Consider the following 13,595-nt stretch of genomic DNA (forward strand, 5'->3'; position numbering starts at 1 on the left):
TCAACTGCTCGTCAGTATAAGAATATTCCCAGCAACGAAGGGCTGCGTCTCAACACAGCCCCGGCGATAACGCGTTCGTTGCACTACCCTCGCAGTGTAGCGCCACAGTGTTGCGATGCGCTATCCACGGCATCGGCGACCCACTGCTCAATTTCGCTATCATTGAGGGTGCGCGAAGGATGCTGCCAGGTCAAGCCCAAGGCAACGCTCTTGTGCCCTTCTGCCACGCCTTTGCCCTGATACACATCGAAAAGATGCACATCGGTGAGCCATTCACCGGCGCTGCTACGCAACTGATCAAGCAGCTCCGCCACCGGCTGTGACTCCTCAACCACCAGCGCCAAATCGCGGCGGACCTCTGGATAGCGCGACAGATGCTGGAAATGCGGAAGCTGGCCGCGGCACAACGGTTCGACATCGAGCTCAAAGACGAAGGTATCGACCTTGATACCAAGCTTAGCGCGCAGCGCAGGATGCAGCGCACCCAGCCAGCCAACCACGCTCTCGTCGCTGCCGTTAACGCGAACGATACGCGCACTTTGCCCGGGATGCAGTGCCGGATGCTCGGCGGGCTCGAAACGCCATTCGGCCTGGGCGTTGCCAAGCGCCAATAGTGCTTCAACATCGCCCTTCACGTCGAAGAAATCGACGCCTTCACGGCTGGCGTTCCATCCCTCGGGAAGCCGACTGCCGCACACGATGCCGCCAATGCGTTCGATCTGATCAACGTGCTCGGCGCGCTCGCCTTCAAAGGTCAAGCCAACCTCGAACAAGCGTACGCGCGACTGCTGGCGATTAAGATTGTGCAGTTGAGCCTTAATCAAACCAGGCCACAAACCGGCACGCATCACTGACATCTCAACCGATAGCGGATTGGAAAGCTGGGGCGCATGCTTATCAGGCAGTACCTGCTGCTGTAATTCGGGTGCCACGAAGCTATAGGTAATTGCTTCCTGATAGCCACGGCTGACCAACTCCTGCTGCAGGGTAGCAACGCCCAACTGCGCCTCGCGGCTAGCGCGCGGTGCAACGCTGATGCGTGGCTCACGCGATGGCAGCTCGGTGTAGCCATATACGCGCGCGATTTCCTCGACCAGGTCGGCAGCCTGACTAACGTCGAATCGCCAGCTAGGAACGTCGACTGTCCAGCACTCAGCACCGTTTTCCCTCAGCGAGAAGCCCAGACGCGCCAATACGTCAGCGATATAGCTCGCCGGCAGCTCAACGCCCAGCAAGCGCTCAACCTCGGAAGCCTTGAACTCAATTGACGTGACAGCAGGCAAATGGGTGCTGCTCACCACCTCTGACAGCGGCCCGGCACTGCCTCCGCCAAGCTCGGTCAGCAGCTGAGTCGCACGTTCAATAGCGGCTTGCTGGAGCTGATGATCGACGCCGCGTTCAAAGCGCTGCGACGCATCGGTATGCAGGCCATAGCGGCGCGCGGTACCGGCCAACGCCAGCGGTGTGAAGAACGCCGCTTCAAGCAACACCGTACGAGTAGACGCAGAAACACCGGAATGCTCGCCGCCCATGACACCAGCAATGCCCAAAGGCCCTTTGGCGTCGGCGATAATCAGCGTACCGGCGGTCAGCTGCTGCTGCTGACCATCAAGCGTTTGCAGAGTTTCCCCTTGCTGCGCCGCTCGCACTTCCAAAAACTCTTCCAGACGCTCTAGGTCATAGCCGTGCAGCGGCTGACCAAGCTCGAGCATTACGTAGTTGGTGATATCGACCACCAAATCAATCGAACGAACGCCGCTGCAGCGTAGCTGTTCTTGCATCCATACCGGCGTCGGCTGGCTAAGATCAACGTTCTCGACCACTCGCGTCAGCAAGCGTGGGCACTGCTCTGGCAGCGCTACCTTGGTGGGGAAAACACGCTCGGAGGTAATGTCGGAAGCAGCGCAGCGCGGCGCCGTTACCTCAAGCTTGAGAACCGCCGCCAAATCGCGCGCAATACCGCGAATGCTGAAGCAGTCGCCGCGGTTCGGAGTGATATCGATATCGATGATGCTGCCGTCCAGCTGCAACCATTCGCGCAGGTCGGCCCCCAGCGGCGCGTCGACGGGCAGCTCCATGATGCCGGGTGACGGCTCGTCTTCGAGTCCCAGCTCGGAAGCGCCGCACAGCATGCCTTTCGATTCTACGCCACGCAGCTTGGCTTTCTTGATCTTGAAATCGCCGGGCAGAATCGCGCCAATACGCGCGACCGCTACTTTCAAACCAGCGGCAGCGTTGGGCGCACCGCAAACGATCTGCCAGGTATCGGTGCCATCGTTGACCTGACATACCCTGAGTTTGTCAGCATCGGGATGCTGCTCAGCGGACTCAATAACGCCCACTACCACATTGTTGAATGCAGGAGCGATCGGCTCGACGGCATCGACCTCGAGCCCTGCCATGGTAAGGCGATGAGCGATACCGGCTGCATCGAGCTCGGGGGCAACCCACTGACGCAGCCACTGTTCGGAAAACTTCATGTTGCCTCGCTTAAGTGCGGCAAATTCATCTATCGGTGTATCGCGACGCTGCTGCCGGTGAGCGCTATTCAGCTGCCGCGATCCTGACCATTACGAAAGCGCCCGACCAGAGTGACTCCGGCCGCGCCCCTCTTAAAACTGGCGCAAGAATCTCAAATCATTATCGTAAAACATGCGCAAATCGTTGACGCCGTAGCGCAGCATCGCCAAGCGCTCGATCCCCATGCCGAACGCAAACCCCGAGTAGCGTTCGCTATCGACATCAACAAAGCCAAACACCTTCGGATTGACCATGCCGCAGCCCAGCACTTCGAGCCAGTTGCCGTAGTGCTCTTCGCCTTGGCGCTTGATGCGGATATCCACTTCCGCCGAGGGCTCGGTAAACGGGAAGTACGAAGGACGGAAGCGCACTTCGATATCATCGCCTTCGAAAAACGCCTGAAGGAAGGCATACAGCGTCCCTTTCAAGTCGGCGAAGGTAACGTCTCGATCAACGAATAGCCCTTCCATCTGATGGAACATCGGGCTGTGCGTCATATCGGAGTCATTGCGGTAAACGCGCCCCGGACACACAATGCGCAGCGGCGGCTGCTGGCTTTCCATGCTGCGAATCTGCACACCGGAGGTTTGGGTGCGCAGTACATAGTTGGCATCGAAGTAGAAGGTGTCCTGCATTGCCCGCGCCGGATGGTGAGCGGGAATGTTGAGCGCTTCAAAGTTGTGATAGTCGTCTTCGATTTCAGGCCCTTGGGCGACCTCGAAGCCAATATCGGTAAACAGTTTCTCGATGCGCTGACGGGTACGCGTAACAGGATGCAAACCACCCCGCAGCTGACTACGGCCCGGCAAGGTAACATCGATACGCTCGTTGGCGAGGCGCGCGTTCAGCGCACTTTCCTCAAGGTGGTGACGGCGCTCTTCAAGCAGCGCGTTAACCTGATTCTTGGCCTGATTGATGGCTTCCCCGGCAGCGGGTCGCTGCTCAGGGGCAAGCTTGCCCAGACCTTTCAACTCCTGAGTCAACGCGCCCTTCTTGCCCAGAAAACGCACCCGCACTTCGTCGAGCGTCTGCGTTGATTCGGCAGCCGAGACCGCAGAGCGAGCCTCCTCGACCAGCGCGGATAAATGATCCATCGGTATCTCCGAAGTTGTTGCTACTAAATAACCAGTATAAATCGTTGGCCCGTTCGACTGACAGCGCTTGAAAGAAGCGATGCGCCCCTGGTGGCCGGTGTCGATGAAAGCGGATACTCAACATAAAAACAGGGGGAAGAGCAGCCGCTCTTCCCCCTGAGTCGTGTTCACCAGCATGCCGCCAGCGCAAAAACCTCAGACTGGCGACCTAGGGATCACTGTGCGGCCTTGGCCTGCTCAACGATAGCACCAAAGGCTTCTTTCTCGTGAACAGCCAGATCAGCCAGCACCTTACGATCAATTTCGATGCCCGCTTTTTTCAAGCCAGCAACAAAACGGCTGTAAGACAGGCCGTGCAGACGTGCAGCAGCGTTGATACGTGCGATCCACAGAGCGCGGAACTGACGTTTGCGCTGGCGACGGTCGCGGTATGCGTACTGACCTGCTTTGATAACGGCCTGCTTGGCTACGCGGAATACGCGCGAGCGTGCTCCATAATAGCCTTTAGCCTGCTTAAGAACCTTCTTGTGACGACGGTGTGCGGTTACACCACGTTTTACGCGTGCCATGGAATTCTCCTGACGTTACAGATAAATCGAAAATACGAAACGAGTTCGTTGGGTAAACGTATGCTTAGAGATTAGGCAGCATGCGACCGATCAATTTCTGATCGGCAGCGTGAAGCTGCTTCATGCCACGCAGGTGACGCTTACGCTTAGTCGATTTGTGAGTCAGGATGTGGCTGCGGAAAGACTGCTTGTGCTTGAAGCCGTTAGCTGTCTTTTTAAAACGCTTGGCTGCGCCACGATTCGTTTTGATCTTGGGCATTGGATACTCCAATTGCAGCACTTGGCTGCTCGTTATTTAGAAAACCCGAGGCCGGCCCAACACGCCATATCCGCGTTCAAACGCGGCGCGAGAGCCCGTTAAACTGCCAGTCGGATCACTTCTTCTTCGGGGCCAGCATCATGGTCATCTGACGACCTTCCATGCGAGGGCGAGATTCGACGGTTACCAGATCGCCGAGATCGCTTTCGATGCGCTGCATCAGTTCGCGACCCAACTCCTGGTGTGCCATCTCGCGTCCGCGGAAGCGTAGAGTGACCTTGCCTTTATCCCCGCTTTCCAAAAAGCGAATCAGGTTACGGAGCTTGACCTGATAATCGCCTTCGTCAGTTCCGGGACGGAACTTGACTTCCTTGATCTGGACCTGTTTCTGCTTCTTCTTCTGAGCAGCCTTTTGCTTTTTCTGCTCAAAGACGAATTTCCCATAGTCCATGATCTTGCAAACGATCGGATCGCCGTTGGAAATCTGAACCAGATCGAGCTCGGCCTCTTCTGCTGCAGAGAGTGCCTTGTTAAGGGCAACTACGCCAAGCTGCTCGCCGTCGGGGCTGATAAGACGCACTTCGTCGGCGAGAATTCGATCATTAATGGGTGGCAGTTTTTCCTGAGGGCGACCACGTTGATTATTACGCTTGATCTTTACATCTCCGTCATAGAATTTAAGAGGGTCAGGCTTATCAAACAGGCCTACGAACGCACATTAGTCGGCAAGGCGTTTGGTAAGCGCTTCAAGAGAAAGCGTGCCAAGATCCTCACCGCTGCGCGTTCTTACCGCGACGCTGCGATTTTCCACCTCTTTGTCGCCTACGACAAGCAGATAAGGGACTTTTTGCAGCGTGTGCTCGCGAATCTTAAAGCCGATTTTCTCATTTCTCAAGTCTACATGGGCCCGAACCCCTGAATTTTCAAGGTGTTTGAGCACTTCACGCGCATACTCGGCCTGCGCATCGGTAATATTCATTACCACCGCCTGAACCGGCGACAGCCACTCGGGCAGTGCCCCTGCGTAATGCTCAATCAGAATACCGATGAAGCGTTCGAAGGTACCGATGATAGCACGATGCAGCATGATAGGCGTTTTTCGGCTGCCGTCTTCCGCAACGTACTGTGCTCCCAGCCTTACTGGCATCATCGGGTCGACCTGCATGGTACCCATCTGCCATTCGCGGCCTAGCGCATCGCGCATGTGGTATTCGATCTTGGGTCCGTAAAAGGCGCCCTCGCCCGGCAGCTCTTCCCAGGCGACGCCACACGCCTTGAGTGCGCCTCGCAATGCGTTCTCGGCGTGATCCCAGGCTTCTTCACTGCCGATGCGTTTTTCGGGGCGTAGCGCGATCTTGACCGATATATCGGAGAAGCCGAAATCGGCGTACACCTTCAGCACCTGAGCGTGGAAGCGCGTTACCTCATCTTCCAACTGATCTTCTGTGCAGAAGATATGGCCGTCGTCCTGAGTGAAGCCACGCACACGCATGATGCCGTGCAGCGAGCCGGATGGCTCGTTGCGGTGACAGGCACCGAATTCACCGTAGCGAATCGGCAGTTCGCGATAGCTACGCAGGCCAGAGTTGAACACCTGCACATGGCAGGGGCAGTTCATCGGCTTAACCGCGTACTCGCGACTTTCGGATTCGGTGAAGAACATGTTGTCGGCATAGTTATCCCAATGCCCCGAACGCTTCCACAGCGATGAATCAACGATCTGCGGCGTGCGAATTTCCTGGTAGCCGCCCTCCTGATATACCTTGCGCATGTAGCGCTCTACCGCCTGCCACAGCTGCCATCCCTTGGGATGCCAAAACACCATGCCGGGAGCTTCTTCCTGCAAGTGGAAAAGATCCAGCTTGCGCGCCAATTTGCGATGGTCACGCTTTTCGGCTTCCTCAAGGCGCTGCAAATAGGCTTTGAGTGCCTTTTTGTCGGGCCATGCGGTGCCGTAAATACGGGTAAGCATCGGGTTGTTGGAGTCGCCACGCCAGTAGGCACCTGCCAGCTTCATCAGCTTGAAGGCCTTGATCAGGCGCGTGTTGGGCACGTGCGGCCCACGACACATGTCGATGTATTCCTGGTGATGGTAGAGACGAATCGTATCGCCTTCCGGAATCCCCTCGACCAGCTCAACCTTGTAAGGCTCTTCACGCTGCTGAAAGGTCGCCAGCGCCTGATCACGATCGACATAGACGCGCTCAACGTCGTAATCCTGATCGATCAGCTGCTGCATACGATCTTCAATCGCCTGAAGTTCCTCTGATGAGAGCGTGTGGCCAAAATCGATGTCGTAATAAAAACCATCAGCAATCACCGGACCAATCGCCATTTTGGCCTCGGGATATAGCTGTTTGACCGCATGCCCCAGCAAGTGCGCACAGGAGTGGCGAACAATATCGATACCTTCCTGATCCTTGGTAGTGACGATGCTAACGTCAGCGTCGTGATCGACGACATCGGCGGTATCGACAAGCTCACCGTCGATGCGCCCTGCTACCGCAGCTTTGGCAAGACCAGGGCCGATGGACTCAGCGATCTGCATAATTGAAACGGGCGCATCGAAGTGACGCTGGCTGCCGTCAGGGAGAGTAATGCTGGGCATGGAAACATCCTTGGCTTCAGTGGTGCGCTATACCAGGGCGCACTTGAGTGTGTCGTAATACGTTAGAGCGAAGAGCGTTGTGCCAATAGCGCCACGTGCGACGACGTAGGCAGGCATATTGCCAACCGCTTGAAGGCGAAGACTTTACCAGCGCACCGTAGCAACGTCCATCGGCGCGATAATTGGCAAGCCATCCTGCGACTCGCATTGTAACGGCAAATGGGTGGCAGAAGTGTTATTCAATGGCTGAAGACCGCCAAAAAACGCGAACAAAAAAAGGGTGCCCGAAGGCACCCTTTTATTCGCGTAATTCAGTAACGAATTACTGCTGATCACCACCGTCAACCGGAGCGATTTCAACGCGACGGTTCTGAGCGCGACCCTGACGAGTCGAGTTGTCAGCAACCGGACGGCTTTCGCCGAAGCCTTCAGTAGTCAGACGGCTAGCGTCAACACCCTGAGAAGTCAGGTACTGAGCTACAGAATCCGCACGACGCTGAGACAGGCGTTTGTTGTATGCAGCAGTACCGGTAGAGTCAGTGTGACCTTCGATACGAACTGCTACTTCGGAGTTCTCAACCAGACGCTGTGCAACAACGTTCAGAGTCTGCTGAGACTCGCCAGTCAGTTTGGAAGAGTCGAACGCGAAGTGGATGTCGTTCAGTACCAGAGTAGGACGCTCAGGAGCCTGTTCTACCGGGCAGCCTTTTGCGTCAACTTCGGTACCAGCCGGAGTTCCGGGGCATTCGTCGAGGTAGTCAGGAACACCGTCGCCGTCAGAATCAAGCGGGCAACCTTTAGCGTCAACAGCTACGCCTGCCGGAGTACCGGGGCATTCGTCGATGCTGTCAGGAACACCGTCGCCATCAGAGTCAGCGTCAGCGTGATCAGGTGATTTACACAGCAGTGCACCGATGGTACCACCGGCAACGCCGCCTACAGCAGCACCAGTACCTTCGTCGTGAGAACCGCTAACGGAGTAGCCAAGGCCACCACCGATCAGGGCACCAGCAACACCACAAACGATTTTGTTCTGGTACCAGGCAGATCCGCCGTCAGTCGGGGCGCTTTCGTTGCTGGCACAGCCAGACAGACCCAGAACCAATGCAGATCCCAGCACTAAGCCAGTCGCAGATTTGTTCATGCAAGACTCCTTCTTGATACAACGCTTTCGTTAATCGCCCTATCGGGACGACACTACGGCGATTCCAAATTATTAGGCGACCCGACCAGCCTGAACTCGCCACAATGCGAAACACAAGGCTTATCCACGCCGTCCCGGCCTACAGAACGCCCAGTACCGCAGCGTTTCCAATTCCTTCTGGCGGACTAAAAATAGGCCCAAGCGAGTGCATAATGCAATACTCGAACAGCGTTTTCAATCATTCTTCTCACGATTACGCTAAAAAAATCAGCGTTGTTGCGCCGCACAGGTACGCTACTCGTTTACGCAGCTGCATCGCGTCAACACAACCGTGCCGCCTATCGAGCACCTTCCAGTCAAAGGATAGCCGGACTCGCGACGATGCGCACGCATTATCGCACTCTCAGCGCCTCTTCACGTAAAAACATGATAGTGAAGCAGCGCATGCTTGCAAGCTGACGCTCAGGCTTGGGCTACCCATGGCGATCCGCACGAAACGCTGAAGCATCACCTTCGCTTGGACAGAGCGCTTTGTACGCACCCATGGGCCCAGATGCACCGCTAAGCTGCTGCAGCCTTCGCCCCGCCCACAGCGCTCACAAGGCCACTCAGCGCCAATATGAGCCCATGAGGACCTCTGAGGGCCGCAAAGGCTCTCAGCGGCCAGACAACCGGCTGCCGCCTCCAGGGCTTTCTCTAGGCCGCGCAGAGCGTCGTTAATCGCTAGACACCTAACGCAACAAACCCGCCAATGGGCGGGTTTGTTGCGTTACTGGCGAGACTACGCTCAGCGAGTCGCCCTATATTACGGCTGATGCTGACCGCTATCGCCCTGCTGCTGCGATTCAGGCTGCTGCTTCTTGCCTTTTCCCAGCTTGTCGCTAACCCACTGCTGGGCACCGGCAATAACCACGTAGTAGGCAGGTACAAACACGCTGGCAAGAATGGCAACTGCCACCATGCCGCCCGCTACGGTGGTACCGATATCGTGACTGTTGGTGTCACTGGCACCGCTGGCGAACGCCAGTGGCAGTACGCCAAGAATAAACGCCAGTGAAGTCATGATAATCGGACGGAAGCGCAAGTGTGCCGCCTCAACCGCCGCTTCGTAGATACTCATTCCCTGATCCTTGCGCAGCATAGTGGCAAATTCCACGATCAGGATGGCGTTTTTGGCTGCCAGACCGACCACCACCAGGAAGCCGACGTTAACGTAGACATCGACATCCAGGCCACGCAACCAGACGGCCAGTATTGCGCCAAAGAAGCCAAACGGCACCGCAGTGACCACCGCCAGCGGCGTGGTCCAGCTTTCGTACTGGGCTGCCAGAATCAGGAATACCATCAGCAGACCGAACACGATGGCAATACCGGCAGCACCGCCGGCGACCTGTTCCTGGTAGCTGGTACCACTCCAGGACATGTCCCAATCATTACCAAGGGCTTCGTGAGTCACTTCCTCCAGCGCTTGCATCGCTTCACCCGAGCTGTAGCCAGGCGCTGGCGAAGACTGGAACTTGGCCGCTGGATAGACGTTGAAACGTGTTACCAAAGGCGCCTGATGGCTACGTTTGAGCGTGACGAACGATGACAGCGGGATACGGCTACCGCTGGACGAACTGCGCACATAGGTGCGGTTAAGGTCTTCCGGTGTCGCGCGGTAGTCACCCTCGTTCTGGATATATACCCCGAAGTTACGCTGGTTATAGGTGAAGTAGTTCACAAACCCGCTACCAAAGGTAGTCGACAGGGTATTGTTGAGATCCGCCACCGTTACCCCGTAAGCCGTCGCCTTGTCGTAGTCGATCTCGGCACGATACGCAGGTACCGCATTGGTATAGGTAGAGAACGTCTGAGATAGCTCAGGGCGTTTTGCAGCGGCCTTCATTAGCTTGCCTGCCGCTTCGGCCATCTGATTACTGTCGGCGCCGTTGCGCGATACCAGATAGCCTTCCATACCCCCTGTGGTCGACAAACCGATGATAGGCGGCATGTTGAACGCCATCGCGGTGCCTCCCGGGGTACTGGCGGCCAGCTTCATGCTCTCGCCGATTGACTGATCAACCGACACCGAACGTTCCGACCACGGTTTCATGGTCACGAAGATGATGCCGCGCGCGGTATTGGCGGCCGAGTTGAGGAAGTCGTAACCAGATACCGTGGTCGCGTATTCCACCCCGTCCTGCTTGCGGATTTTCTTCTGCAACTCATCCATGTACCGCGTGGTACGATCGACTGACGACCCATCAGGCGCGTTCACCGCCATCAGGTAGAGGCCCTGGTCGGTTGACGGAATCAGGCCGCTACCAGAACTCTGATAGATCAGCACCGCTGCACCTGATATGAGCACCAACACCACCAGCGAGAGCGCCCACAGTCGCGCGAAGAAGCGCACCACAGCCAGATAAACGGCAGTAATCTTGTCGAAGATGGCGTCGAATATCTTGAACGGCACGTTCAGCAGCTTGGCGATCGGGTTAGTTTCAACCTTCTTGCGTCGCTTAAGCAGAATGGTGGTAAGGGCCGGCGTGAACGTCAATGCGATAAAGGCAGAGATCGCCACCGAGATCGCGATGGTGATCGCGAACTGACGGTAAATCTCACCGGTAAGACCGCCAAGGAAGCCCACTGGCACAAACACCGAGGCCATGATGAATGCGGTGGCGATAACCGGACCACCCACCTCGCGCATCGCCTCGAGCGTGGCATCGAAGACCGTAATATCCTCGTCGTCTTCAACCAATCGCTCGACGTTCTCTACTACCAGAATGGCATCATCCACCACGATACCGATGGCCAGTATCATCCCGAACAACGACAGCAGGTTGATCGAGAAGTCGAGCAGGTACATACCCGCAAAGGTACCGATAACCGAGATCGGCACCACTGACATCGCAATCGCGGTAGTACGCCAGTTCTGCAGGAACACGAAGACGATGATCGCCACCAGAATCAATGCTTCGATAAAGGTGTGCACTACCGATTCGACCGACGCATCGATGAACAGCGTGGTGTCGTAAGGCACCTGGATATCGACGCCTTCCGGCAGCGTTTTCTTCATCTCCTCGAGCTTGGCCTTGACCTTGGTGGCCGTGTCGAGTGCGTTGGCGCCCGGCTGCTGCTGTATCATGATCGGCGCCATCGCGCGACCGTTCAGCGTCGCATTAACCGAATAGGATGACATGCCGAGCTCGACGCGCGCGACATCCTTAAGCCTCAAGGACGAACCATCCGGATTGGTTCTCAGGATGATGTTCTTGAACTCTTCAGCACTGCTTAACCGCCCCTTGGTAGAGATGGTATAGGTGAAGGAGCGCGGTTTTGACATCGGCGCGCCGGCCAGATTACCCGCTGGCACAGCGGCGTTTTGCGCCTGAATCGCCTGATTGATTTCAAGCGGAGTAATGTCGTACTGCGCCAGCTTGTCGGGCTGAATCCAAACGCGCATTGCCAGATCGCTACCGCCCAGCACTTCCGCATCACCTACGCCGTCGATCTGCTTGAGGTCGTCGGTCAAGTGAAGGCTGGCGTAGTTGCGCAGGTAGTCCTGACTGAATTCGTCGGATACCAGTACCGGCAGCATCAGGATGGAGCTGGAACGCAGCTCAACCGTTACCCCCTGAGACTGCACTTCCTGCGGCAGCTTGGAGAGCGCTTGCTGGACACGGTTATTGACGTTTACCTGGTCAATATTCGGATCAGAACCAATGTTGAACGCCACGCGCATCGACATCTGGCCGTCGTCTGAGCTGTTGGCGTACATGTAGATCATGTCCTCGGTACCGTTGATGCTTTCAGCCAGCTGGCTGGCAACGGTGTTGGACACGGTTTCTGCGTTGGCCCCGGGATAGCTGGCGGTAACCGAAATTTCGGGAGGCACCACATCGGGATACTGCGCGATAGGTAGTGCCCGCATCGAGAGCAGGCCTACCAACGCGATGATGATCGACAGGACCGTGGCAAATATCGGCCTGTTGATGAAGAAGTTGGAAATATTCATCCGTTACCTGCTATTCACCGTCGGAGGGTTGCCCATCGTTATTGCTGGATGAACCTTGTGCGTCTGCATCCGGCCGGAAAGGCTGCGGATCGATCTTGTCGCCAGCATTGATGGCGCCTGGATCGCTGGCAATTACCCGATCGTCGCGTTTAAGACCTTTGGTAACAATCTGATCGCTGCCTGCGATATCCCCCAGTTCAACCTGACGGGTCGTTACTTTGTTGTCGCCATCGAGGACAAACACCTGAGGCCCCATCAGCCCCTGAGTAACGGCAATTTCGGGCACTGCGTACACGTTGAAGCGCATCAGTTTCTGCAGTTTGACCTGAGCGTATTGGCCAGGCAGATAGATACCTTTGGGATTATCGAAGGAAGCGCGCGCCTGCACCGTGTTGGTGTCAGAGTTAACGCTGGCCCCGATGTAGTCGAGGTGACCATTCAGTTCACCTTCACTACCTACGCCCAGTTTGGTCAGAATTTCCGGAGCGCCCGTCATGCTCTGCTGGCGACGGATCTGCATGGCATCCTCTTCCGGAATCTGGAAGCGCACTTCCAGCGGATTGATCGGCGTTACGGTGGTGAGTTTGGTGCCCGAGCTCACCAACTGACCCACGTTTACTTCGTTGAGCCCCACCTGACCCGCAGCGGTCGCACGAACCGTTGAGTAGTTCAGGTCGATTTGCGCATCATGAAGCGCAGCGCGAGCCCTCTCTACCGCTGCCTGTGAGGTGCTGGCAGAGTTGGAGTAGGCATCACGCTGAGAGGCGCTGATCGCACCACGACGGAACAGCTCCTGATAGCGGCGATTGTCACGCGCCGCGTTTTGAGCATCAGACTGAGCGCTAACGAGCGCCGCCTTAGCCTGTGCCACCTTGGCAGCATAGGTGTCGGGCTCAATGGTGAAGAGCGGATCACCCTTTTTAACGATAGTGCCAGCCTTGTAGGTTTGGCTTTCCAACACCCCTTCTACTCGCGCGGTTACGTCTGCTGCATTATCACTGCGCACCGAAGCCGGGTAGCTTTTATCCAGTTGGATATTACGCGCGGCGATCTTGTATACCTGAGCTTGTTTTGCGGGCGCTTGTTGCTCGCTCTGCTGCTGATCACTGCTTTGACCACAGCCGGACATAGCAAGCGCAACCGCGCCTGCCAGGCCCCAGAACACACTTCTGGACTTGGTAATGTGAGACATGAACCCTTCGCTCTCTACGTGGTGCACGGGATGGGAAAGAAGGCTCCGCCATGGAGCGTAGTTGCTACCAAGGTAGCATTATTGGTTGCCAATAGTGGAACAATCTTGGTCAAATTTTAGATTCAAACGTGTATGTATGTAAACAGAAAATATCGTCTATACTATGTCACGGCAGCTTCATATACGCATCTTACTCACCAACAGCGCAG

General features: G+C 56.4%; 9 protein-coding genes. All 9 read right to left on the bottom strand.

Annotated features, from left to right (window positions below; all coding sequences use genetic code 11):
• Positions 1-83 precede the first annotated feature (83 nt).
• Entirely contained in the window at positions 84-2,480 is a 2,397-nt protein-coding gene (gene pheT / locus R84865_RS01170) for a phenylalanine--tRNA ligase subunit beta (protein WP_435638618.1), read from the bottom strand.
• A gap of 132 nt (positions 2,481-2,612) precedes the next feature.
• On the bottom strand, positions 2,613-3,614 hold the full coding sequence (gene pheS / locus R84865_RS01175; protein WP_435631623.1) for a phenylalanine--tRNA ligase subunit alpha: 1,002 nt from the start codon (positions 3,612-3,614) through the stop codon (positions 2,613-2,615).
• Between the two features lie 215 nt (positions 3,615-3,829).
• Positions 3,830-4,183, bottom strand: coding sequence for a 50S ribosomal protein L20 (gene rplT / locus R84865_RS01180; RefSeq protein ID WP_025732992.1), 354 nt, complete (start codon positions 4,181-4,183; stop codon positions 3,830-3,832).
• Between the two features lie 64 nt (positions 4,184-4,247).
• Positions 4,248-4,442: a 50S ribosomal protein L35 gene (gene rpmI, locus R84865_RS01185; protein ID WP_025732991.1), complete on the bottom strand. Its 195-nt coding sequence runs from the start codon at positions 4,440-4,442 to the stop codon at positions 4,248-4,250.
• A gap of 115 nt (positions 4,443-4,557) precedes the next feature.
• Complete coding sequence (gene infC / locus R84865_RS01190; protein WP_435631742.1) at positions 4,558-5,145, bottom strand: translation initiation factor IF-3; 588 nt, start codon at positions 5,143-5,145, stop codon at positions 4,558-4,560.
• A gap of 15 nt (positions 5,146-5,160) precedes the next feature.
• Positions 5,161-7,050, bottom strand: a complete 1,890-nt coding sequence (gene thrS, locus R84865_RS01195) for a threonine--tRNA ligase (RefSeq protein WP_435636983.1) — start codon at positions 7,048-7,050, stop codon at positions 5,161-5,163.
• Positions 7,051-7,372: 322 nt separating this feature from the next.
• Positions 7,373-8,194, bottom strand: coding sequence for an OmpA family protein (locus R84865_RS01200; RefSeq protein WP_435631625.1), 822 nt, complete (start codon positions 8,192-8,194; stop codon positions 7,373-7,375).
• A gap of 805 nt (positions 8,195-8,999) precedes the next feature.
• Complete coding sequence (locus R84865_RS01205; RefSeq protein ID WP_435638619.1) at positions 9,000-12,194, bottom strand: efflux RND transporter permease subunit; 3,195 nt, start codon at positions 12,192-12,194, stop codon at positions 9,000-9,002.
• Between the two features lie 10 nt (positions 12,195-12,204).
• Positions 12,205-13,386: an efflux RND transporter periplasmic adaptor subunit gene (locus R84865_RS01210; protein ID WP_435631627.1), complete on the bottom strand. Its 1,182-nt coding sequence runs from the start codon at positions 13,384-13,386 to the stop codon at positions 12,205-12,207.
• Positions 13,387-13,595: the final 209 nt, after the last annotated feature.

Source organism: Carnimonas bestiolae (genome assembly GCF_051251145.1).
Classification (GTDB): domain Bacteria; phylum Pseudomonadota; class Gammaproteobacteria; order Pseudomonadales; family Halomonadaceae; genus Carnimonas; species Carnimonas bestiolae.

Coding starts and splice junctions, on each gene's coding strand:
- pheT (WP_435638618.1), bottom strand. CDS start 2,480: ATGAAGTTTTCCGAACAGTGGCTGCGTCAGTGGGTTGCCCCCGAGCTC.
- pheS (WP_435631623.1), bottom strand. CDS start 3,614: ATGGATCATTTATCCGCGCTGGTCGAGGAGGCTCGCTCTGCGGTCTCG.
- rplT (WP_025732992.1), bottom strand. CDS start 4,183: ATGGCACGCGTAAAACGTGGTGTAACCGCACACCGTCGTCACAAGAAG.
- rpmI (WP_025732991.1), bottom strand. CDS start 4,442: ATGCCCAAGATCAAAACGAATCGTGGCGCAGCCAAGCGTTTTAAAAAG.
- thrS (WP_435636983.1), bottom strand. CDS start 7,050: ATGCCCAGCATTACTCTCCCTGACGGCAGCCAGCGTCACTTCGATGCG.
- R84865_RS01200 (WP_435631625.1), bottom strand. CDS start 8,194: ATGAACAAATCTGCGACTGGCTTAGTGCTGGGATCTGCATTGGTTCTG.
- R84865_RS01205 (WP_435638619.1), bottom strand. CDS start 12,194: ATGAATATTTCCAACTTCTTCATCAACAGGCCGATATTTGCCACGGTC.
- R84865_RS01210 (WP_435631627.1), bottom strand. CDS start 13,386: ATGTCTCACATTACCAAGTCCAGAAGTGTGTTCTGGGGCCTGGCAGGC.